The sequence below is a fragment of the Nonlabens sp. Asnod3-H03 genome (assembly GCF_045063665.1).
Lineage (GTDB): Bacteria > Bacteroidota > Bacteroidia > Flavobacteriales > Flavobacteriaceae > Nonlabens > Nonlabens ulvanivorans.
In genome coordinates, this window is sequence record NZ_JBEFOD010000008.1 from 437,776 (window position 1) to 459,034 (window position 21,259).

Genomic DNA, 21,259 nt, shown 5'->3' on the forward strand with positions numbered 1-21,259 from the left:
CTATTTTAATCGTTTTTCAATCGTTACTATAAGTTGATCTATAGTTTCCTGCTCATTCAAAACTGCTGTACTTATAAATATATCTAATCCAGAGTTTGTACCAAATCCATCATTGTAATCTTGCACAGCATCACTCATGCTTAAAACAATCGGGAACTTGTACTTAGGCAACCACTTAGACCAGTATTGTTTTGAAAACTCGTCTTTATGTAGAAATTCTAATTGTAAATTAGGGTTCGTATCAAGCAAGTTTTTGCGGAAGCGTGACCATTTCTCATTTTCTTTAAAAACGCCATAAGTGAGATCGCACAGTTTGCAATCATAGGTGTCTGGACTCACTATTTTATGTGCACCATCTAGTAACGAGTTAATTTTACCAGAGTTTGCGTTGTACACAAAAATAAGTTTAGTAATCACTTTTTAGATGGTACTAGAAAATTGTTTTAAGAAACGCACATCGTTTTCAAAAAACATGCGAATATCACCTATACCGTATAACAACATCGCAATACGTTCCACACCCATTCCAAAGGCAAAACCACTATATTCCTCTGGATCAATTCCACAGTTAGTAAGCACCGCAGGATCTACCATACCACATCCACCTATCTCTAACCATCCAGTACCTTTAGTAATTCTATAATCCGTCTCGTTTTCAAGACCCCAATAAATGTCAATCTCTGCACTAGGCTCTGTAAACGGGAAATATGATGGTCGCAATCTGATTTTAGACTTACCAAACATCTCTTGAGTAAAATGCAAAAGCGTCTGTTTCATGTCTGCAAAACTCACATCCTTATCAATATAAAGACCTTCTACTTGATGAAAAATACAGTGTGCACGAGCACTTATAGCCTCATTACGGAAAACGCGACCTGGTGATATCGTTCTAATCGGCGGTTTATTATTTTCCATATAACGCACTTGCACACTAGAGGTGTGCGTTCTCAATAACACATCTGGATTAGTCTGTATAAAGAACGTGTCTTGCATATCACGTGCTGGATGATGTTCTGGTAAGTTTAATGCGGTAAAATTGTGCCAGTCATCTTCAATTTCTGGACCTTCACTCACATTAAAGCCTATACGTGAAAACACCTCTATAATTTGATTCTTAACCAGCGATATAGGATGGCGTGCACCTATCTCCATAGGATAACCTGTGCGCGTTAAGTCTCCATAAATACCAGCTTCTTCTTGCTTGGATTCTATAGATTCCTTTAGGGCATTTACCTTATCAGTCGCTTTTTGCTTGAGCTCATTAATCGCCTGGCCAAAATCTTTCTTTTGCTCATTAGGCACTTCTCTAAATGCAGCAAAAAAGTCATTTAACAAACCTTTTTTACCTAGATATTCAATTCTAAAAGCCTCAATAGCTTCTTTAGAATCTGCCTTAAAACTTTTTACTTTCTCAATATGTTCCTTAACTCGGTCCAGCATGGTGTATATTATATGGTTGCAAATTTAGTTATTTTAGTACGGAAACTAACCAGTAGAAACAGCAATATAGCCGTTAACAGATTTGTAATGATTTTAAATAACACGCTTTCGCGAAAGCGTAATTCCTCAAAATTATACACTTAGCCATCAACGATTCATTTTCTTAATAACTAGTTGCCGGTAGCGCTTGATGGTTTTGATTATTTTTTTAGGTTTGTCATATGCAAATCGCTACTTACATATCAGACTTATTATATCGCCACGAGTGTGTAGTGCTGCCAGGTTATGGTGCGTTTATATCGCGCCGTGTACCAGCCCAACATTTTGCGAGCAGTCATACCATCTATCCACCTAAAAAAGGACTGAGCTTTAATGCTCAAATCCAGCAAAACGATGGATTATTAGTAAATTATGTAGCGACTGTAGAATCTATTCCATATCAACAAGCGGTACAAGAAGTGCGCAATTATGTGCGATTTTTAGATCACGAACTAGATACCAATGGAGTAGTAACGATCCATAAAATAGGCCGTTTTACACGTAATGATGAACAATCATTACAGTTTACGCCTATGTATTTAGTGAATTATCTTCCAGAGGCTTTTGGGCTTACTGCGCATGAAACCTATGCAGTAGATAGAACACCTGTAGAAACTAAGATTCCAGTTCCTGCAGCGGCAACTATAGAATTACCACCGGTTCAAAAAGAAGAAATTGAAGAAACTCCAGTAGTTCCTTTACACGTTCCTGCGGCAAGTAAAACACCATGGTTGCGTTATGCAGCGATAGGAGCAGTATTAATAGGATTGAGCTATGTAGGTTTTGATACCTACACCACTCAAGAAGCTCAGAACGATATTGCAGTTCAAGAAATGGCAGATGAAGAATTTACTCGCGAAATTCAAGAAGCTACCTTTATGATAAGCAATCCGTTGCCTAGTATAGAGCTAGAAGTTGCGCCTGTAGTTAAAAATTATCATATTGTTGCTGGCGCTTTTAGAGATCCTGCAAATGCTGATAAAAAAGTAGCACAACTTAAACGCAATGGCTATGATTCACAACGTATAGGTGTGAACAAGTATGGGTTACATAATGTGGCTTTCTCTAGCCATGCAGATCGTAATGACGCGATTAACGAATTGTATCGTTTAAGAAAGCAAGGCTTTACAGGTGCCTGGTTACTTACTGGTTCTCTTTCTAAATAAGATTTCATTTTATAACGTTTGACTTTAAAATCTTAGATGATTTTAAATAGTGCACAGATTGATATCTCATCACTTTATCTAGCATTAAAGGCACATCCTTTGAACTAAGATGAAAACATATTCTTAAGTCTATTTTCATTAACTTCATCTCATGAAGTACATTCCTGTAAATCTAGAAACAGACCGATTGAGATTTCGCTTGATTACAAAAAGCGATTTTGAAACATGGCTACCCTTTTTCAGTCCTGACTTGAATCGGCATTTTCTTTTTTTAGATGCAGATAAAACGGCACTTGAATTATGTGCATTTTGGTTTGAGAAATGCTTGTTGCGATATGAAGAAAATCGTGGCGGACTTAATGCGCTTATTGATAAAACAACAGGTAAAATGATAGGTCAGTGTGGCATTCTTGTACAACACATAGATGGTGAACCACGTCTAGAAGTAGGTTATTCGATACTGCCAGGTCACCGCAACAAAGGATATGCTACTGAGGCTGCTGTTGCTGCAAAAAATTATGCCTTTGAACATAAAATGGACCTAGACTTTAACCATACTGTTGTTTCCATGCTTCATATAGATAATCACGGATCGGAAAAAGTAGCTATAGCAAACGGAATGACATTAGAAAAAACTTTTACTGATTTTGGCGATAACCGTTTTCACGTTTATAGTCAATCTAGGAAAGAATGGTTAAAAACCAAATAAGGTTATCATGACTTTAAAAGCGCGATTCATAAATCTAACTTCTTCATATATAAACGAGAATCAATCCATTGAACTTCTTTGGAATGAACTTGAGTCTCACTACACAGAATCTCATAGAACCTATCATAATCTGACTCATCTCGAAGAATTATTTGAATATTACGACACCCATAAAAAAGAGCTAGAAAAACCAGACTTAGTGGCGTTTGCTATCTTTTATCATGATATTATCTACGGCATTTGGAATAAAAAGAACGAAGAAGATAGTGCAGAAAAAGCATTAAACGTACTTAATAAAACAGCTCTTTCTGTTAACGACCTGACGACAATAGAGTCACATATATTAGCTACTAAAACACACAACGCATTTTTAAAAGACACGCAATGGATAATAGATTTTGATCTAGCTATCCTAGGAAGTCCAATAGCGCGATACAATCTTTATTCTCAGTTAATAAGAAAAGAATATAGCAAAGTACCCACGTTTCTTTATAAAAAAGGACGTAAAAAGATGCTCAAACACTTTTTAGAAAAGCCTTTTATTTATTCTACATCTACATTTAAAGTATTGTACGAAAAACAAGCGAAAAAAAATCTTCAAGCAGAATTAAATAGTTTATAAATAAAGCTCCATCTATTTTTTATTCTTACTATGTAAAGCACAATTACCTCACTCACGTTAAATTATCCTTAGCATTTGTGACATTTTGTTAGAATAGAAATAGTACACCTTACCTTTGCAAAAAATTATTAAAATGGAAGCCAAAACGCCTTCACAATCATTTACTACAGTTACTGATATGGTTTTACCTAGTGAGACCAACCCATTGAATAATCTATTTGGTGGTGAGTTACTAGCACGTATGGACCGTGCAGCCAGCATTGCCGCTAGAAGACATTCTAGACGTATTGTTGTAACAGCATCTGTAAATCATGTCGCGTTTAATAGAATGGTGCCATTAGGAAGTGTTGTAACAATAGAGGCTAAGGTTTCAAGAGCTTTTACATCATCTATGGAAGTTCATATGAACGTATGGATAGAAGATCGTGAGAGTGGTGAAAAAACCCAAGCAAACGAGGCTATATACACCTTTGTTGCTGTGGATGAAACAGGTCGTCCAGTACAAGTACCAGCTATATTACCAGAAACCGAGGATGAGAAATCAAAATACGATGCCGCATTGCGTCGCAAGCAATTGAGTCTAGTTCTTGCAGGTAAAATGAAGGCAAAAGACGCTACGGAATTGAAAGCATTGTTTGAGTAGTAAATCAGGTTATTAAAACCTCAATAACCACCCAGCAGGATCAACTGTGTGGCTATCTTCCATAAGTACGAAACGTAGCTCTGTTACACCAGAATTGTCTGTAAAAACAGTTCCTATAATGTCTTGCGTTTTAATTTGATTACCTTTTTGCACGACAACACTTTTTAAGTTACCATAGACAGACGTGTAATTACCATGTCTTATATAAACAGATAAAATACCGTTTGCTGCCTTTTGCACTCTTACCACTTCACCAGTAAAAATTGCTTTTGCTGGTGAGTTAGATGGCGCTTGAAATCGCAATCCATTGGAAGCAATTTTAATTCCGGCAAGTACAGGATGCGGTTGATCACCATATTTTCTTGAGATGATAAATTCATCTACTGGATAGGGCAATTTTCCCTTGTTAGACTTAAAGTTATTTGCGAGTACTTTTGCCTCTGGTGATAAATAAAACTTTCCTTTTACCGCACCGGTTTTACCTTTATTAGACGCTGCGATATCGGCCTCAATCAGCTTTTGAATTTGTCTATTAATTATCGCACGTTCTTTACTGGCTTCTCTTATCTCTTTAGAGTATTTCTTCTCGTCTTGTTTTACAACAGCTAGTAAATTTTCTTGCTCTTGCTTATCTTTTTGTAATGCAATACGTTGTTGTTTATTAATTTTTAAAACCTCTTGCTTTTGCTTTTTTTCTTCTTGCAGGTCTTTATTAATCTGCTCTAGCCGCATGGATTTAGCAGTGATTTCATCTGCCTGCTTTTTACGATAATCTGCATATGATTTTAAGTACTGTACTCTTTTGTACGCCTGTAAAAAATCTTCAGATGATAGTAAAAACATTAATCTACTTTGCTCATTTTTTGATTTATATGCTTTGACAATCATGCGAGCATATTCTTCTTTTTGAGTTTTGATTTCTTTTTTAAGCTTGGCATTCTCGTCCGTATTTTTCTTAATACTGCGCGTGATTAAATTAGCCTGTTTATTTGTAATGTTTATTAATTCTTGGGTGCTGGCTATTTTTTTGTCGATAGTCTCCACGAGCAATACCATCGTTTTACTTTCTTTCTTAACATTAGAAAGTAACCTTGAGAACTGATTGATTTCGGCCTGTATCCTTGCCTTTTTAGCTTCAAGCTGTGCTTTTTCTGACTGCGCTTTCGCGAAAGCAAAACTCAAAAACAAAATCGTAAATAACAAACTCTTTCTTCCCATTATAGATTCATGGGTTTGCTATTAGACGGAATTGAAAATGGAAATGATAGGTCCTGATTGAACTCTATATTTTTAAATTCTAATATGACTTGAGAAAGACGTTTACCACGTTTTGCATCGACTTTTACCTCTAGCGGAATAATGCGCTTGTCCACTATCTGATAGTCTGGATAAGTAATGACTAGAAAACTGTCATCTGCAGGTTTTCTTATAGATTGCTGGCTTAATTTAAAGTCTGATGGACGTAATTTAAATAGCTTTTCAATAAGCTGTCCTTGTTTAAATTGATACTGATTATCAACGATAGAGAAATCATGAGGCTGTAACGATTCAACTGCCTGGCCTAATAATAGATCCTCCAGCTGTTGATATTCTAGTGGCTCACCTAAAAAGTCACTTATTAATGAAAAATCACCATCAAAGGATCTTCCTTTTAGTTTTTCATAAAACTGTACACGATCTGGAGTAATATAAATTTTTGCTGCTGTAAAGCCAAGGAACTTTGCACTCATCCAGATTTGTTTTCCTTTTTCAATGCGTAAATCTACCGTCACATTACGCGATTGCTTCTCGTCTTTATAACTTACAGAAAGTCTAGACTGCATGGTTTTAAAGTCTGTGCGAGCAGCTGTATGAGCCTTTACTACACTTGCCTTTTTTGCGGTAGCACTAGCGTTATTTGCAGCTTTTTGTACACTACCACAACTTGTAATAACTAACGCAAGAAAGATGTATATAATTCTGTATGCTTTCATTTATAACTTTTTAGAAAGTTCTTGAGCTTTGGCTCTCATTTTAGAAGCACGAGCTGTGTCTCCTTTTTTATCATAAGAGATAGCGAGCTGCTGGTACATATCCTGCTCTAATTTAAATTCATCTAGTAAATAGCTTTGTCCCAATTCTATAATTTCAATAGCCTTATCTGGAGTATTTAAACTATTATGAGCCACACCATTTAATAAATAGAATAATGGCTGTGCTGGGAATTTTTCTATGGCAGTATTTGTTACCGCTAGCGTTTTATTATAATCTTTAATATCAATACTCAATAAAGCTATGCTCTTAATAATATCAATATCATTACCATCTAGCTCAAGACCTTTTTCATAAAAAGCAATGGCTTGTATAGGGTCCTTTTTCTTAAGATAAAAATCACCCATGGCACGATAAGCATTAGGGTCTTCAATATCATCAGATAACCAATCGATCGCTTGGTTTACTGCTTTCTCTAGTTCTACACGACCGTCTGACATACTTATGAAGTCTTGTAGAACCTTCATTTTAGTTTCTCGATCAATCTTATTTGATGTCAATACTTTTTCTAAACTAGCCTCGCCTTCTTCTATACGATCGTTTTTAAAGTATATTTTATAAAGGGCCAAATGGGCAGCATCACTATCTGGTAAATTACGCTCAAAATCTTGAGCTACTTCAAAAACAGCATCCTGATCTCCATTGCGACTATGCATGTAAATTAAGTTTATATAGGCTTGTTCATTTTTAGGATTCTTTGCGATTTCTGCCTCTAATGACTCTATATTATTTTCATTACGTACTTCTTGTTGCTGTCTACTTTCGAGACTGCGACGTAGAGCATTTCTGCGTGGATCATCGTTACCTTGTCGAGCATCTATATCATTAAGGGATTTTAAAGCTTTATCATACTGGCCAGTACGGTAATATAAGGTTGGTAAAAACTCAACATAGTTATCATTGATTTTTACTAGTTGTTCCATTACGGGAACTGCTTTATCATATTGCTTTTGCTCATCATATATGTCAAAAAGCATATCGAGCATCCACTCATTGTTACCAGATAGTTCTATTCCTTTTCTAACAGATTGTTCTGCTTTATTAAAATCCTTATTTGCAAAATGATTTTTTGCTAGTTCAAATTGTACTGCTCCAGAAGTAGGTTCATTTTTTGCACAGTTTTCTAACAATACTATGGCTCGATCATGATTCCCTTTAGCTTTTTCTGCAAGAGCGTTAAAAAATGCATCTTTAAAACCATTAGAAACGTCACCTAGATCATCTTGATTCACTTCTACTGCTTCTACTTCTTCTTGAGCATATGTAGTCGTGCTCCAGGATAGGGCAGTAGCTATCAAAATAATTGATAAGTGTTTTTTCATTCTGTTTTAAGTTCAATAATTATTCCATTACTGTATAATCACCGATGCTTACCTTGTTATAGTTTGCATTATACTTTACGTGATTTCCTATCATAGCCTCATCTAAAATAGCGTTCTTAATTACAGAATGACACTGTATTAATGAATTTTTAATAGTTGAGTTTTCTATAGTAGTTCCTGCTCCTATAGAAACGTGTGGCCCTACTGTAGAGTTTTTAATGACTACTGATGGGTCTATAACGCAAGGTTCTATGATTTTAGCATTTTCTAAGGTAGGATTTGTGTTGATTTCATCACTTCCGTCCTTTTTCATAAACTCGATGATGCGTGTGTTGGTCTCTACAGTAACCACTTTATTACCACAGTCCATCCACTCATCTACGGTTCCTGTTTTAAAAACTTTCCCATTTTGCATCATGCGTTTGATACCATCATTAATTTGGTATTCTCCACCATTAATGATGTTATTTTCTAATACAAACTGTAACTCATTTTTAAGGTCTGCAACTTCTTTAAAGTAATAGATTCCTATTACAGCTTGATCAGACACAAAAGTTTCTGGCTTTTCAACTAGCTCAACAATTTCTTCTTTATCGTTAAGTTTTACCACACCATATGCTTCTGGTTGATCAACTTGCTTTGTCCATATAACAGCGTCTGCTGTAGGATCCAGTTTAAAATCTGCTCTTATTAACGTGTCTGCATAAGCAACTACTGCAGGTCCTGAAAGTGAGTCTGCCGCACTCATAATAGCGTGTCCTGTTCCTAATGGTTCACCTTGACGGTATATACTAGCTTTTGCTCCTAGACTGGTAGCTAACTCTTCTAAACTTTTTACTACATCATCGCCAAAAAATGCCGGATCGCCCAATATAAAAGCCACTTCAGTAACTGGCTCTTCTAATATGCGAGCAATATCTGTCACTAATCTGTGAACGATAGGTTTATTTGCAATAGGAATTAACGGCTTAGGAACTGTTAATGTATGTGGTCTTAATCTAGAACCACGGCCAGCCATAGGTACAATTATTTTCATAGTATGCGATACGTTATTATACTGCTTATGCAGTTAATGTTATGTTTAATTTATTTTACTCCAGTACTTCCAAAACCGCCTGCACCGCGATCTGTACTGCTTAATTCTTCTACTTTTTGCCATTGTGCACGCTCATGCTTTGCAATGACAAGTTGTGCAATACGTTCACCGTTTTCAATAGTAAACGCTTCATTTGATAAATTTACAAGAATCACGCCTATTTCACCACGATAATCTGCATCGACTGTTCCTGGTGCGTTTAAAACTGTAATACCTTTTTTTGCAGCGAGACCACTTCTAGGTCTTACTTGCGCTTCATAACCTATAGGTAGTTCTATAAATAGACCTGTTTTAATAATGGCACGTTCCATAGGTTCCAGAATCACTGCTGTTTCTAGGTTTGCTCTTAAATCCATTCCTGCACTAGCCTCAGTTTCATAATGAGGTAATGCATGTGCCGATTTATTGATGATTTTTATGGTCATTATTTTTTAATCAAATTTTTAATAAATGTTTTCTCTCGTATCCAGATTAATCCGGCTAGAACAGCCGTCATTAGTATTCCCACAAGATAAAGACTCCAACTGCCTATACCCAACTCTTCTCTGAAAAAATAAAAGAATATCAGGGAAAAACTAATCGAAACGATTAAATACAATAAGATATTTTTAAGGTCATATGGTATTGCAAAATGCTTTCTACTGAGTACATAAGAAGTTACCATCATTAATCCATAAGCAGCGCATGTAGTTATTGCGCTGGCTATATAACCCATTTGTGGAATCAATAGAATGTTCAATCCTATAGTTAACGCAGCTCCGAGAACTGAAATATAAGCTCCATATTTAGTTTTATCAGTTACCTTATACCAAACAGATATGGACTGATATATCCCAAAAAATAAATAGGCAATCAATACCATAGGTACGATATCCATCGCATCATAATATTTTTCATTGATTAATAATACTTTAATCAGATCTACTAATACTATATAAGCAAGCAATGCTATCGAGCCCAAGATTACAAACATCTTTGTAATTTGAGCATAGAGCTGTGGTGCCTTTTCATTTTTTGCCTCACTAAAAAAGAAAGGTTCGACTCCTAATTTAAAGGCTGTTGAAAACAAAGTCATCCCTACAGCAAGTCTATAACATGCCGTATAGATTCCTACTTGATCAGTAGCATTATCAATCAACAACCATTCTAATAATATTTTATCAAAGGTTTCATTAATAGCAAATGCTAATCCAGCTATTAAAATAGGAAAGCCATAGCGCAGCATTCTTTTCCATAACAAGACATCAAACTTCCACTTACTGAAGTATGGTTTACAAATCACCAAAAACGTGAGTGCACTTGCCCCAAAAAATGCGATGAAATACAATTCAATCTTATCACCAGGCAACCAATCTCGTAAACCTGGAATATCTTGCAGCCATATCAAGAAAAGCGCACTGCAACCTACCGAAATGATTACGTTAATCATTTTAATTACTGCATACTTTACCGCTTTGCCTTGTGCTCTCATGTATGCAAATGGCACTACTGCTAGAGTATCAAAAGCCAGTACACCTATCACCCATCTCCAGTAATTTGCAGATTTATCAGTCCATGAAGCGATGTGGTCTAAACTTAAGTAAGAAACAATCACAAATAATAACGTAGTACCTAACAAAGTGCCTATAGCCGTTCCTAGAACCTTAGATTTATCATCAGTCTCTGTAAAATATCTAAAAAACGCCGTCTCTGTACCATAAGTCAACAAGACATTAAAGATTATGATCCAAGAGAATATGATGGAGACTTCCCCAAAATCTTCTGGATTAGGTAAGTAGTTAGTTAGTAAGGGCGTCAGTAATACGGTTAATAATCGAGGTAGTACGGTCGCTAGACCATAGACAAATGTGTGCTTAAAAAGACGATTAATTGCGCTCAAAAAAACCTTGTAATTATTACCGCTCAAAGGTAGTTATAATCACAAGGTTCTACAATGCAACGCTTTCGCGAAAGCGTATTTAAAATAATTGCTTATTACTATAATTTATTCATGAACATGACACGCCATATCGTGACTATGGTGATGATTGCAAACGGTTACATGATGTGTAGTGCATTGCACCTGGCTATAGTCTGTATAACCACCTGGCCATGTAATGCTGCCGCCAGTAGTACGGGCAAGCGTGATGTAATCTGGTGAAACATGGTCACAAAGAATGACATGTACTGGTCGCTTAATTTGATGTACTAGAGAAATATCTCTAATACTAGTAGCATCTGCAATGAGAACAAAGTCACTACCAGATTGGTCATGTGCTTGTGCTGCTATGATGGCCTCAACATCATTTTCTGGCCCATCGCCGCCGCCGCCATTATCTACTGCTGTTGCAACAGTATTTAAAAAACTATCAATATCTAAATGGTTAGGAAAATAAATACCACCTGTACTACCTATTGTTTTACCACTGCGTCCTTGTCTCAATTTATCATCGCCATCATTAAAAAGCACCATGCTATTCATCAATTGTTTGTCTTTATTGACATGGTGCCATCGCACTACCTGACCTACATAACTGTACATGCTGCCTGTCCAGTCTACGACTACATTCATGTTTTGCCACTCTGGATGAGCATTAAAGGCGTCAAAAACGACTGTATTTGTAGAAGTATTCTGTCCACCTATATGATGTGCCGTAGTCGTTGCAGCACTGCGCACATAGTGTGTTTTACCTGCTTTATCTTTTACTTCTATCATCTCGTCACTGGTCTCTGCGTTCATGTAGTTTCGGATTTCTCTAGCAATTTCTGCTCCTTGAGCATTTGCAAGTCCCGAAAATGTCAAAGCGATAATTGTTATTCTCAATAGATTTTTCATAGTTGTAAATTTTATGAGTCAAACTTAAGCGCATAAAAAAGGCGCTCATAGCTATAATGAGCGCCTACTATATTTGATTGAGTGAAATGACCTATTGAGGCATAGAAGGCATATCCAATTGCGAGCGTTCTTGAATATCAAGCAGCTTTACATAGCTTATGGAATCACTATTAATTTCTTTTAAAGCAATAACGGCTTCATTATCTTTCAACTCAAACGGGAATTTCTCAATATTAGGCGCTTCATTTTGCGCCTCTTTTTTAGAATCCAAATCCATGATCAGATCTTGACGATTATTAAAATCTGTGCGGAATCGTGACACCATCATCATGCGGTCATCTGCCGTGTAGTTTACTGTTTTATTAACGCTATTGCGAAAGTAGATCGCAACAACCTCTTTACCACTAGTAACTTTTGTAGGGAAATATAAAGTGATCCCACTACCAGATCCAGGTGCGCCACCATTCCATGCTTGTGCATATGCTTGTTGAGAGACCGGAAAGTCTGCAGAGGTATAGGTTTCTGACATTTTTTGGGCTCCACAAGAGCTAATGGTCAAGGCTAGTAAAATATAGATTGCTTTCATAGGTGTAATTTACGGATTGTTGTTCAAATGTGGTGCCATAAGCGTTTAAAGGAAAAGTGCTATTCAATAACCTTAATGTTATAAAAAGACTTAGAAAATGCCTTATTCTCAAAAGATACAACAGCCTCTAAAGGAAAAACTTCAATTGAATTAGTAGGTATATTTAAAACGGAATGGGTTGGTAATTTAATTTCATCAGTAACATATAATTCATATGTTGCTTTGCCCGTATTGTAATCTCGTAGTACTAAATTTTCTTTTTCAATTATAACTTTATAACATTTATAACCCTTAATGGTTTTAACATCTTTTTTATCTATTTTAAAAGTAACACCTTCGTTTGTATTAAATAGCGTGTCATTTTTATAATTAATATTCCTAGCCTTGTTATAATACCTTAGAATTCCATTGCTTTTTGATATGAGTTGATAGTCTCCTCTCATATCACCTTTATATTCTTCATAACGCCAAATGGAGTCCTCTTCCACCTTCAATGCAATATCATTCTGAATCCACTTCCTTGTTTTTACGCTATCCCGAGCTATTTTATTTTCATAAATTGTAACTAAAGAATCCAACCCTTTTAAACCTGTAGAGTCAATCGATGTTGCTAATGATCTAAAAAATTCAACATCTCCTTCCGTTGATTCCTCGTCATAATATTCAAAAAGAAAATAATTGGGCTCAGGTTTTAAATCATTTACCGCTTTTTTTGACGTGCAGGAGATTGCAATTGCCACAATGCTAAAAGTCAAAAAATAATTTTTCATAATTTTTATCTACTTAGTTCCATAACGTTCAAACCTAACTTTAGGATCTGATTCCCATTCGTTATATCCAATGTTGATGGGTCTATAGTTATAACATACTACGCCTAACTCATCCATAGCTGATTTCAATTTCTCTGAAATAATAAATTTAATACCACCAAATACATGTTGCAGAGCGAATAAATCAATATCATTGAAATTTTCATTAATTCTAAATTTATCAATTAGAATATAAGTATTATCAGCTGGATTAGAATATTTTGCTTTTTCATTATAAAATTCAGCCTTGGAATTGATGTCAATAATTTCGGTTACTCTATTAGGATAAGATCCATGAGTTTTTGAAAATTGTGTTTTTTCAAAATCTATTAAATCATCATCAAATTTAGAAATATGACTTATGTTATAATTATCTAAAAGAACGCCTTTGTGGTATACATTTAATGGAAGAAAGTTAATTCCGTAAATATAATGCTCTTTAAATAAGAATTTTAATTCATTATTTATGACTAAGGCTCCAGTAAAACCTATAGCTCCTAGAGGCACCAAACCATGAGTTAAGTTTGAATTATCATTCAGCAATAACTCCGCTTTTTCCAATATAATATTATTTGGAACCTCTTTTCCTATCCATAAATCAATAAATTTTCCTGAATTTATTTTTGATTTATATATATAATCTTTTATTTGAGGATACCTTCCAAAGTTTTTCCTTCTACAATTTTCATAAATGATAAAGTAATTCCCCATTTAGTTTAGTTTATTAAATGTATTAAATTATCTAATGGAACTCCCGGATTTGTATCTATAACATGTTTAATATTCGTAGTTAGTTCTACCACTTTACTATAAACTTCTAAACCAGTTGCATTTGGATATTGAATGTTCCAGTTATTAAGAAGTTGTTTGATTTTTGCGCTATATTGTATATGCGGAGCATTATGAATAACATCACTTACAGGTATACCATTTAAAGCTTCATCTATATGAAAACCTTGTCCTGCCGCTTTTTGTATTACAGGATGAATCAGAAAATCATTCGCTTGTGGAATAAGATGATGTGCTTTTCTAGGATCAACAGCTAATGGCGCCATCCCTAAAGCTTTCCTTAGTTTTCCGCTTCTACCAACGAATTTATATAATCCCGTAGAAGTATAATAAGAAATAATATAGGTTGTCCAGATCCAGATACCTCTACCTTAAGGGGTTTTTGATCATCACAAGCCATAACAACGATAGAAAGACATAGTGCAACAAATAGGGAAAGAATTTTTTTTATGATTTTGAATTTAAAGTTTCCCTTTAGATGCAGAAGTCAAAAAATGTTACATGTATATTCTAAAAAAGTTTGAGCATCAAAAAAGCCTTTCATTTCTGAAAGGCTTTTTGATTGATGAATTTACCTAGATAAAATTAATTTTTAAAAAACAAATCATAAGTTAAAGTGTTTTCAAAAGAATGATTGGAATAATTTTTTAATTTATCGAAAGAAATAAATATTAAAGAGTTTTCACAAATTCTAGTATTTTCAGTTAAAGAACTAAAAAGGTTGAAAACTCGATTCTTGCCTCCTTTATAATCATTTATCCAAATCATCTTATTTTTATCCACTATTTTTATTTTTTCCAAACTACTATTAGTATCAAAATTATTTCCATCCCAGATAAAATCTCTAATAAATGGTTTATGCTCGATTTTATTTGTATACCAAGCTTCTTTGTCATTAATCAATTTAAAAGCGAAAATAGAATACAAATCGTTCTTAGGATTAAATCTAGAGTCCTTAGATATTATTTTTTTAGGTAAGCTTACGTAATAACCAGTTATCATATTATAAATTGAATGTTGAAGTTAAAGGGTTAGAATTATACCCAGCATGAATTAATGTATGAACTTCTTTTCCGTAAAATCCTAAATCTTGAAAAAAAGGATGTGATGAATCGAAAGATAACATATAACTCTTAACATCATTAAAATTCCCAAATGTGGTGCCAATAGAAAATTACGTATATGAATTTAGTGTTGTAATAGCTTTAAAAAACGTGTTTCTTTAATAATCTGATTTATAATTATAGCCCCTATAACGATTAGAGAAATTACTGCTGAGACAATTAGATAAATATAAAATCCGTTAGAAAACTCATTCTTAAAATAGGGAAATAATAAATACAATCCATAGCAATAAATAGCAAAACATACTGGTGTAAGAATGTAATTGATTTTCATACGCCACTTATAATATCTTTTTAGGTATAGTTTATAAGTTTTGGCATCCATTGAAGCAAGTTTTGAAGCCTTTTGAAGTTTTGAATACATCTCAATGATGATTCTCACTAGCATAGAAGCAACCATTAAAGTAAGTCCCAAGCTAAAGCTATTAAATGAATTTGGTAAGTATAGTGTAGCATAAGTGATCAGAATTAAAACGGTAATTCCCATAACAATTAAGCCTATATTCTGTTTACGTCGCTGCTGATTTGCCATAGCTATAATAGAACTAGGTTCAGGAATCGTATGAGATGATTTATTTTCATTCCATACTTTATTTAATATATCGTTATCCATTTTTTATACATTTTAAAAGTGATTTTCTAATACGACTTAATCTGGTTCTAAGGGCTCCATGTTCTAAACCTGTCGTATTTGCAATGGTAGATTGAGGGATTTCCTCTAACTCCATTAAAATAAGTGTTTTATTTTGAGATGTTAATTGATTGATGCAGTGATACATCTTTTGAATCATGCCTGTACGATCTTCAGATATCTCATTAGAATCTGTTTGATCACTGACTAGTCTTTCTGTTGTAACTTTTCTTTTAGGAGTTCTTAAATCACTGAGACAAGTGTTTACCGCTATTCTATAAATCCAAGTACTGATGGAAGAATCACCCTTAAATGATTTTCTGTGATTCCAGACTTTAATAAATGTCTCTTGATGCCAGTCTTTTGCTAGATCTTCATTTCCGGCCGCATAACCTATACAAAGTCGATACACTTTATCTGAGTGCTTATTGTAAATTTCTTTAAAATCTCTTTCTATATGAATCATTACTCAGCCAGTGCTTTTAAAATTTGACTCTTAAACCAATCAGGTTGATCTAACATAATAAAGTGAGCGGAATCCTTAGATATTATTAAATGATACTCTTTAAGGTTTTTATATTGTGTTTCATAGGTGTTTCTGGACATGTCTTCCCCATAAGGTAGTGCAGCTGCAAGTATTGTAACAGGCACATTAATTTTACTAAGATCTTCTCGCATGTCTAATTTAAGATAATCGGTATATCCATAGACATAGGTTTTACGGTCTGCGGCAAGTATCCAGTTTTTGATTTGCGTTTGAGCTTCAGAATTAGTGCTCATTCCCATAGACATTCCTGTTGCCATTTGCTCAAAGTTTTCTTGACTCATCTCTAGTTGTTGTTTATTAAAAGGACTGTCATAAGATAAATTATCTGGATTAAAATCTGGAAACATAAGAGCACCAGCTGCAGGCAACGCATCTACTAGTATTAATTGACTAATTTTAGAATTTTCTCTGCTAGCAAGCCAGGTAGCGATAGTACCACCTAAACTATGACCTATTACGATGACATCTTCTAACTTATTATCAATAATATAGTTTTCTAGAGATTCATTTACTTTAGGTAACCATGGAAACTCTATAGGTTCCATTGAATCAAATCCGGCTAAAGTCACCACGTGACATTGATACTTATTTTTTAATTGATCTACCGTTGGATTCCAAATCTCACCGGGAACCGTAAAACCAGGAAGAAATAATATAGGCTGTCCAGATCCAGATACTTCTACCTGAATTGCCTTTTGATCATCACAAGCCAATACTAACATAGAAAGACAAAGTGCAACAAATAGGGAAATAATTTTTTTCATGATTTAGAATTTAAAGTTTCCCTTTAGATGCAGAAGTCAAAAAATGTTACATCTTAAAATAAAAAAACTTTACCACATGAAAAAAGCCTTTCATTTCTGAAAGGCTTTTAGATATTATAAAATGAGATGCTGAAATAAATTCAGCATGACAGCTTTGAATAGTATTTTAATTATTCAACGCTTCTGCTCCACCTACGATTTCAAGGATCTCGTTAGTAATCGCAGCCTGACGTGCTTTATTATAAGTTAACTTCAACTGATCTCTAAGTTCCGTTGCATTATCAGTTGCTTTATGCATTGCAGTCATACGTGCACCGTGCTCACTAGCCCAAGAATCACGCACTCCTTTGTACAATTGCATTTTTAAAGACTTAGGTATTAACTCTTCAATGATTTCTTCTTTAGAAGGCTCAAAAATGTAATCTAGCTCTTTTTGAGTTTCAATAGCTGCTTCATCCTTTGCTACTGGTTTAAGCGGCAAGAAATCTTCAGTCATTATAATTTGAGTAGCAGCATTTTTAAAACTGTTATATACTAAAACAATTTTATCAAATTCACCTGTTACAAACAGCTCCATCAACTCTTCAGCAATTAGAGCAACATTATCAAAGGATATGTCATCAAAAAGATCACTCTTGTTTGAGATAATATTATCGGTCTTCTTTGCAAAATCGTTTGCCTTCTTACCTATAGTCATGTAAGAAACAGCGATACCTTTCAAATCTTCTTGATTCAAACGAATCAATTCTTTAATAATATTAGAGTTAAAAGCACCTGCAAGACCACGATTAGAAGTAATAGCGACAACTAAGGCTTTTTTTACTTCACGTTGCTCTGCAAATTTGCTTCCGGCTTCACCTTCTAAGGTAGAGCTTAGACTCTGTAAAATCTCAGTAAGCTTATCAGAATAAGGACGCATTGCTGTAATAGCATCTTGTGCTTTTTTAAGCTTTGCTGCACTCACCATCTTCATAGCAGATGTAATCTGCATGGTAGAAGATACTGATGAAATTCTGTTTCTTATTTCTTTAAGATTCGCCATAATTTGTTAGAAGTTAGAGGTTAGAAGTCAGAGATAAGAAACTATGTTTCTCATCTCTGATCTCTAAGTTCTTAGTATCTACTAGAAAGATCTTTTGCTACTGCTGTAAGTGTATCAATCACTTCATCAGTAAGTTTTCCAGCTTTAAGAGTATCTAGAGTTCCTCTATGCTTTGCATTAAGTAATTCTATAAAGTCTCTTTCAAATTCTTTTACTTTTTCAACAGGAACGTTTTTCAACAAGTTCTTAGAACCTGCATAGATAATTGCAATCTGATCTTCAACAGTGTAAGGATCATTTTCTGCTTGCTTTAATATCTCAACGTTTCTCTTTCCTTTTTCAATAACACCTAGTGTAGTTGCATCAAGGTCAGAACCGAACTTTGCAAATGCTTCAAGTTCACGGAAAGCTGCCTGGTCTAATTTTAAAGTACCAGATACTTTTTTCATAGACTTAATCTGTGCAGATCCACCAACACGTGATACTGAAATACCAACGTTAATAGCAGGACGTACACCAGAGTTGAATAAATCACCATCTAGGAAAATCTGTCCATCTGTAATCGAAATTACGTTAGTAGGAATATAAGCCGATACATCACCAGCTTGTGTTTCAATAATAGGAAGTGCAGTAAGAGATCCACCACCTTTAACGATAGGTTTCAAACTATCTGGCAGGTCGTTCATGTTTTTTGCGATTTCATCATCTGCAATAACCTTTGCTGCACGCTCCAACAATCTTGAGTGAAGGAAGAATACATCTCCAGGATACGCCTCACGTCCTGGTGGACGACGTAAAAGTAGAGAGATCTCACGGTAAGCAACAGCTTGCTTAGATAAATCATCATAAATAATAAGTGCAGGACGACCAGTATCACGGAAGTACTCACCTATCGATGCTCCAGCAAATGGTGCATAAACCTGCATTGCTGCTGGATCAGATGCATTTGCTGCAACAATTGTAGTATAAGCAAGAGCACCTTTTTCTTCAAGTACTTTTGCAATGTTTGCAACTGTAGACGCTTTTTGTCCGATAGCTACATATATACAATATACTGGCTCACCAGCATCGTAAAATTCTTTTTGGTTAAGAATCGTGTCAATACAAACAGTAGTTTTACCAGTTTGACGGTCACCAATTACAAGTTCACGTTGTCCACGACCTACAGGAATCATCGCGTCGATAGACTTAATACCTGTCTGTAATGGCTCAGTTACTGGTTGACGGAAAACAACTCCAGGAGCTTTGCGCTCTAGAGGCATTTCATATAAGTCACCTTCAATAGCACCTTTACCATCGATAGGTTCACCTAATGTATTTACTACACGACCTACAATACCTTCACCTACTTTAAGAGATGCGATACGTTGTGTACGTTTCACAGTGTCACCTTCAGCGATACCTGTTGATGGGCCTAAAAGTACCACACCTACATTATCTTCTTCTAGGTTAAGAACGATACCTTCAATCCCAGATGTAAACGCAACTAGTTCACCATATTGGGCGTTAGAAAGACCGTAAACACGTGCGATACCATCACCTACTGTAAGTACGGTTCCCACTTCATCAAGTGATGCAGTTGCATCAAAACCTGATAATTGTTGCTTAAGTATTGCAGATACTTCTGCTGGATTTACTTCTGCCATGTTCTTGTTTTTATTCTTATCAAATAGGTCGTAATGACCATTTATTCTTAATTAAATACGCTTTCGCGAAAGCGGAATTTTAAAACACATTTACTATCTAGTAGCAAATGTTCTTTTTAATTGTCCTAATTTGTTTGCTACACTAGCATTGATTTCTTGATCACCTACTCTAAGAATAAATCCTCCTAGTATAGATTCATCAACTTTTTTCTCTAATGTAATGTCTTTACCAGCAAGCGCTTTTGCTTTTGCTAGCACTTTTTGTTCTAAATCAGCAGTGATTTCAACAGCAGTTGTTACTGTAGCAATCTCACGCTTATTCATTTCTTCAAAAAGTAAAATATACTTTGTAGCGACATCCATTAATATATCTGCACGCTTATTATCTACTAATAGATCAAAAGATCCCATTGTGATTGCACCTGCATCTTTAAAAACCTGACGTAATGCGCCACGTTTCTGTTCTGATTTGATTAACGGACTGCTCATGAAGTCACGTAATTCTTTATTACCGTTAAGAGTAACTAGAATAGTCTTCATTTCTTCATTTACAGCGACAGCTTCACTCTTATCTATTGCTAGACTAAGAATAGCATTTGCGTATCGGGATGCAGCTCTAGATAATTTCATGTTCTTAGATATTTGCTTCGGCTAGTAATTGCTCGATAAGTGCATGTTGTGCATCTTTCTGAGAAAGTTCTTTACGTGTCACTTTTTCTGCTATGTCTACAGATAGATCAGCTACTTGAGATTTGATATCTGCAAGTGCTGCTTTCTTCTCTGCTTCAATTGCTTCTTGAGCTTGAGCTATAATTTTATCTGCTTTTTCTTGAGCTTGACCTGCAGCATCTGCAATCATCTTCTCTTTAATCTCACGTGCATCTTTAAGCATCTCGTCTCTTTGAGCACGAGCCTCTTGTGCGGCAGCTTGATTAGAAGCTTCAAGATTAGCCATTTCTATTTTTGCATTTTCTGCAGCAGCTAGTGCTTCAGCAATTCCTTCTTCTCTTTCAGAAAGAGCGTTAAGAATAGGTTTCCATGCAAATTTTCTCATCAATACAATTAAGATGATAAGGATAAGTGCTTGCATGAAAAACAAGCCTGGCGAAAAATCATTAATTAAATCTAACATAATAAAATGTTGTTGTGTTTAAAATTTAATAGTTAAACAGTTCTTACAACCAACCGTTGCAAGAACTGTTTGTTTTTTGAACTCTTATTAGTTTTTACCTAATAAAAGAGCTCCAAATGCAAGTCCTTCAAGAAGTGCACCGATAATAATCATCGCAGTTTGGATCTTTCCAGCTGCTTCTGGTTGACGAGCAATAGCTTCCATTGCTTTTCCACCAATTTGACCAAGACCGATACCACCACCGATAACGATAAGACCTGCACCAATTAAATTATAAGCTGTTTCCATGATAATGGGTATTAAAAA

The 21,259-nt window shown here is 35.0% G+C and carries 26 protein-coding genes; 4 read left to right on the top strand and 22 right to left on the bottom strand.

Annotation, left to right across the window (positions count from 1 at the left end):
- Window positions 1-396 (bottom strand): GTPase, encoded by a 396-nt coding sequence (locus ACJJVI_RS05205; RefSeq protein WP_405350837.1) that lies wholly within the window; start codon window positions 394-396, stop codon window positions 1-3.
- Between the two features lie 24 nt (window positions 397-420).
- Window positions 421-1,440 carry a phenylalanine--tRNA ligase subunit alpha gene (gene pheS / locus ACJJVI_RS05210; RefSeq protein ID WP_348022122.1) on the bottom strand — a complete coding sequence of 340 codons (1,020 nt, stop codon included), beginning with the start codon at window positions 1,438-1,440 and terminating at the stop codon, window positions 421-423.
- Between the two features lie 221 nt (window positions 1,441-1,661).
- Here pheS and ACJJVI_RS05215 point away from each other — a divergent pair, with 221 nt between their 5' ends.
- From ACJJVI_RS05215 to ACJJVI_RS05230, 4 genes are all read left to right on the top strand, one after another.
- Window positions 1,662-2,645, top strand: coding sequence for an SPOR domain-containing protein (locus tag ACJJVI_RS05215; protein ID WP_042269129.1), 984 nt, complete (start codon window positions 1,662-1,664; stop codon window positions 2,643-2,645).
- Between the two features lie 151 nt (window positions 2,646-2,796).
- Window positions 2,797-3,354, top strand: a complete 558-nt coding sequence (locus ACJJVI_RS05220) for a GNAT family N-acetyltransferase (protein WP_405350840.1) — start codon at window positions 2,797-2,799, stop codon at window positions 3,352-3,354.
- Window positions 3,355-3,361: 7 nt separating this feature from the next.
- Window positions 3,362-3,976 (top strand): hypothetical protein, encoded by a 615-nt coding sequence (locus ACJJVI_RS05225; protein WP_405350842.1) that lies wholly within the window; start codon window positions 3,362-3,364, stop codon window positions 3,974-3,976.
- A gap of 133 nt (window positions 3,977-4,109) precedes the next feature.
- On the top strand, window positions 4,110-4,619 hold the full coding sequence (locus ACJJVI_RS05230) for an acyl-CoA thioesterase (RefSeq protein WP_036585250.1): 510 nt from the start codon (window positions 4,110-4,112) through the stop codon (window positions 4,617-4,619).
- 12 nt (window positions 4,620-4,631) lie between these two features.
- Here the strand turns inward: ACJJVI_RS05230 and ACJJVI_RS05235 are convergent, their stop codons facing one another.
- The 20 genes from ACJJVI_RS05235 to atpE form a co-directional block, all read right to left on the bottom strand.
- Complete coding sequence (locus tag ACJJVI_RS05235; protein WP_405350844.1) at window positions 4,632-5,837, bottom strand: murein hydrolase activator EnvC family protein; 1,206 nt, start codon at window positions 5,835-5,837, stop codon at window positions 4,632-4,634.
- Complete coding sequence (locus ACJJVI_RS05240; protein ID WP_405350846.1) at window positions 5,837-6,592, bottom strand: DUF4292 domain-containing protein; 756 nt, start codon at window positions 6,590-6,592, stop codon at window positions 5,837-5,839. Before ACJJVI_RS05240 ends, ACJJVI_RS05235 begins: the two co-directional genes overlap by 1 nt.
- Window positions 6,593-7,972 (bottom strand): tetratricopeptide repeat protein, encoded by a 1,380-nt coding sequence (locus ACJJVI_RS05245; RefSeq protein ID WP_405350848.1) that lies wholly within the window; start codon window positions 7,970-7,972, stop codon window positions 6,593-6,595.
- A 19-nt stretch (window positions 7,973-7,991) separates the two neighbouring features.
- Window positions 7,992-9,008, bottom strand: coding sequence for a sugar phosphate nucleotidyltransferase (locus ACJJVI_RS05250; RefSeq protein WP_405350850.1), 1,017 nt, complete (start codon window positions 9,006-9,008; stop codon window positions 7,992-7,994).
- A 50-nt stretch (window positions 9,009-9,058) separates the two neighbouring features.
- Complete coding sequence (gene dut / locus ACJJVI_RS05255; RefSeq protein WP_042244971.1) at window positions 9,059-9,493, bottom strand: dUTP diphosphatase; 435 nt, start codon at window positions 9,491-9,493, stop codon at window positions 9,059-9,061.
- Window positions 9,493-10,947 carry a lipopolysaccharide biosynthesis protein gene (locus ACJJVI_RS05260; RefSeq protein ID WP_405350852.1) on the bottom strand — a complete coding sequence of 485 codons (1,455 nt, stop codon included), beginning with the start codon at window positions 10,945-10,947 and terminating at the stop codon, window positions 9,493-9,495. The genes dut and ACJJVI_RS05260 overlap by 1 nt, the downstream gene beginning before the upstream one ends.
- A 105-nt stretch (window positions 10,948-11,052) precedes the next feature.
- Window positions 11,053-11,883, bottom strand: a complete 831-nt coding sequence (locus ACJJVI_RS05265) for a hypothetical protein (RefSeq protein WP_042244976.1) — start codon at window positions 11,881-11,883, stop codon at window positions 11,053-11,055.
- Between the two features lie 91 nt (window positions 11,884-11,974).
- Complete coding sequence (locus ACJJVI_RS05270) at window positions 11,975-12,469, bottom strand: hypothetical protein (RefSeq protein WP_405350854.1); 495 nt, start codon at window positions 12,467-12,469, stop codon at window positions 11,975-11,977.
- 59 nt (window positions 12,470-12,528) lie between these two features.
- Window positions 12,529-13,239, bottom strand: coding sequence for a hypothetical protein (locus ACJJVI_RS05275; RefSeq protein WP_348022113.1), 711 nt, complete (start codon window positions 13,237-13,239; stop codon window positions 12,529-12,531).
- 9 nt (window positions 13,240-13,248) lie between these two features.
- On the bottom strand, window positions 13,249-13,989 hold the full coding sequence (locus ACJJVI_RS05280; RefSeq protein WP_042295052.1) for a hypothetical protein: 741 nt from the start codon (window positions 13,987-13,989) through the stop codon (window positions 13,249-13,251).
- A gap of 5 nt (window positions 13,990-13,994) precedes the next feature.
- Window positions 13,995-14,333, bottom strand: a complete 339-nt coding sequence (locus ACJJVI_RS05285; protein WP_405350857.1) for an AHH domain-containing protein — start codon at window positions 14,331-14,333, stop codon at window positions 13,995-13,997.
- A 319-nt stretch (window positions 14,334-14,652) separates the two neighbouring features.
- Window positions 14,653-15,069: a hypothetical protein gene (locus tag ACJJVI_RS05290; protein ID WP_405350859.1), complete on the bottom strand. Its 417-nt coding sequence runs from the start codon at window positions 15,067-15,069 to the stop codon at window positions 14,653-14,655.
- A gap of 186 nt (window positions 15,070-15,255) precedes the next feature.
- The gene (locus ACJJVI_RS05295) at window positions 15,256-15,804 is read right to left on the bottom strand and encodes a hypothetical protein (RefSeq protein ID WP_405350861.1); all 549 of its coding nucleotides are present in this window, start codon (window positions 15,802-15,804) and stop codon (window positions 15,256-15,258) included.
- Window positions 15,797-16,288: an RNA polymerase sigma factor gene (locus ACJJVI_RS05300; RefSeq protein WP_405350863.1), complete on the bottom strand. Its 492-nt coding sequence runs from the start codon at window positions 16,286-16,288 to the stop codon at window positions 15,797-15,799. Before ACJJVI_RS05300 ends, ACJJVI_RS05295 begins: the two co-directional genes overlap by 8 nt.
- Window positions 16,288-17,133 carry an alpha/beta fold hydrolase gene (locus tag ACJJVI_RS05305; protein ID WP_405350865.1) on the bottom strand — a complete coding sequence of 282 codons (846 nt, stop codon included), beginning with the start codon at window positions 17,131-17,133 and terminating at the stop codon, window positions 16,288-16,290. The genes ACJJVI_RS05300 and ACJJVI_RS05305 overlap by 1 nt, the downstream gene beginning before the upstream one ends.
- 166 nt (window positions 17,134-17,299) lie before the next feature.
- On the bottom strand, window positions 17,300-18,175 hold the full coding sequence (gene atpG / locus ACJJVI_RS05310) for an ATP synthase F1 subunit gamma (RefSeq protein WP_036583475.1): 876 nt from the start codon (window positions 18,173-18,175) through the stop codon (window positions 17,300-17,302).
- A gap of 71 nt (window positions 18,176-18,246) precedes the next feature.
- On the bottom strand, window positions 18,247-19,821 hold the full coding sequence (atpA, locus tag ACJJVI_RS05315) for a F0F1 ATP synthase subunit alpha (RefSeq protein ID WP_036583473.1): 1,575 nt from the start codon (window positions 19,819-19,821) through the stop codon (window positions 18,247-18,249).
- 93 nt (window positions 19,822-19,914) lie between these two features.
- Window positions 19,915-20,451: an ATP synthase F1 subunit delta gene (atpH, locus tag ACJJVI_RS05320; protein ID WP_036583471.1), complete on the bottom strand. Its 537-nt coding sequence runs from the start codon at window positions 20,449-20,451 to the stop codon at window positions 19,915-19,917.
- A gap of 4 nt (window positions 20,452-20,455) precedes the next feature.
- Entirely contained in the window at window positions 20,456-20,953 is a 498-nt protein-coding gene (locus ACJJVI_RS05325) for a F0F1 ATP synthase subunit B (protein WP_036583470.1), read from the bottom strand.
- A gap of 87 nt (window positions 20,954-21,040) precedes the next feature.
- Window positions 21,041-21,241, bottom strand: a complete 201-nt coding sequence (atpE, locus tag ACJJVI_RS05330) for an ATP synthase F0 subunit C (RefSeq protein WP_036583467.1) — start codon at window positions 21,239-21,241, stop codon at window positions 21,041-21,043.
- Window positions 21,242-21,259: the final 18 nt, after the last annotated feature.

Excerpts from the sequence above, each read along its gene's own strand:
- pheS (WP_348022122.1), bottom strand. The coding sequence starts at position 1,440 with ATGCTGGACCGAGTTAAGGAACATATTGAGAAAGTAAAAAGTTTTAAG.
- ACJJVI_RS05215 (WP_042269129.1), top strand. The coding sequence starts at position 1,662 with ATGCAAATCGCTACTTACATATCAGACTTATTATATCGCCACGAGTGT.
- ACJJVI_RS05220 (WP_405350840.1), top strand. The coding sequence starts at position 2,797 with ATGAAGTACATTCCTGTAAATCTAGAAACAGACCGATTGAGATTTCGC.
- ACJJVI_RS05225 (WP_405350842.1), top strand. The coding sequence starts at position 3,362 with ATGACTTTAAAAGCGCGATTCATAAATCTAACTTCTTCATATATAAAC.
- ACJJVI_RS05230 (WP_036585250.1), top strand. The coding sequence starts at position 4,110 with ATGGAAGCCAAAACGCCTTCACAATCATTTACTACAGTTACTGATATG.
- ACJJVI_RS05235 (WP_405350844.1), bottom strand. The coding sequence starts at position 5,837 with ATGGGAAGAAAGAGTTTGTTATTTACGATTTTGTTTTTGAGTTTTGCT.
- ACJJVI_RS05240 (WP_405350846.1), bottom strand. The coding sequence starts at position 6,592 with ATGAAAGCATACAGAATTATATACATCTTTCTTGCGTTAGTTATTACA.
- ACJJVI_RS05245 (WP_405350848.1), bottom strand. The coding sequence starts at position 7,972 with ATGAAAAAACACTTATCAATTATTTTGATAGCTACTGCCCTATCCTGG.
- ACJJVI_RS05250 (WP_405350850.1), bottom strand. The coding sequence starts at position 9,008 with ATGAAAATAATTGTACCTATGGCTGGCCGTGGTTCTAGATTAAGACCA.
- dut (WP_042244971.1), bottom strand. The coding sequence starts at position 9,493 with ATGACCATAAAAATCATCAATAAATCGGCACATGCATTACCTCATTAT.
- ACJJVI_RS05265 (WP_042244976.1), bottom strand. The coding sequence starts at position 11,883 with ATGAAAAATCTATTGAGAATAACAATTATCGCTTTGACATTTTCGGGA.
- ACJJVI_RS05270 (WP_405350854.1), bottom strand. The coding sequence starts at position 12,469 with ATGAAAGCAATCTATATTTTACTAGCCTTGACCATTAGCTCTTGTGGA.
- ACJJVI_RS05275 (WP_348022113.1), bottom strand. The coding sequence starts at position 13,239 with ATGAAAAATTATTTTTTGACTTTTAGCATTGTGGCAATTGCAATCTCC.
- ACJJVI_RS05280 (WP_042295052.1), bottom strand. The coding sequence starts at position 13,989 with ATGGGGAATTACTTTATCATTTATGAAAATTGTAGAAGGAAAAACTTT.
- ACJJVI_RS05285 (WP_405350857.1), bottom strand. The coding sequence starts at position 14,333 with ATGGCGCCATTAGCTGTTGATCCTAGAAAAGCACATCATCTTATTCCA.
- ACJJVI_RS05290 (WP_405350859.1), bottom strand. The coding sequence starts at position 15,069 with ATGATAACTGGTTATTACGTAAGCTTACCTAAAAAAATAATATCTAAG.
- ACJJVI_RS05295 (WP_405350861.1), bottom strand. The coding sequence starts at position 15,804 with ATGGATAACGATATATTAAATAAAGTATGGAATGAAAATAAATCATCT.
- ACJJVI_RS05300 (WP_405350863.1), bottom strand. The coding sequence starts at position 16,288 with ATGATTCATATAGAAAGAGATTTTAAAGAAATTTACAATAAGCACTCA.
- ACJJVI_RS05305 (WP_405350865.1), bottom strand. The coding sequence starts at position 17,133 with ATGAAAAAAATTATTTCCCTATTTGTTGCACTTTGTCTTTCTATGTTA.
- atpG (WP_036583475.1), bottom strand. The coding sequence starts at position 18,175 with ATGGCGAATCTTAAAGAAATAAGAAACAGAATTTCATCAGTATCTTCT.
- atpA (WP_036583473.1), bottom strand. The coding sequence starts at position 19,821 with ATGGCAGAAGTAAATCCAGCAGAAGTATCTGCAATACTTAAGCAACAA.
- atpH (WP_036583471.1), bottom strand. The coding sequence starts at position 20,451 with ATGAAATTATCTAGAGCTGCATCCCGATACGCAAATGCTATTCTTAGT.
- ACJJVI_RS05325 (WP_036583470.1), bottom strand. The coding sequence starts at position 20,953 with ATGTTAGATTTAATTAATGATTTTTCGCCAGGCTTGTTTTTCATGCAA.
- atpE (WP_036583467.1), bottom strand. The coding sequence starts at position 21,241 with ATGGAAACAGCTTATAATTTAATTGGTGCAGGTCTTATCGTTATCGGT.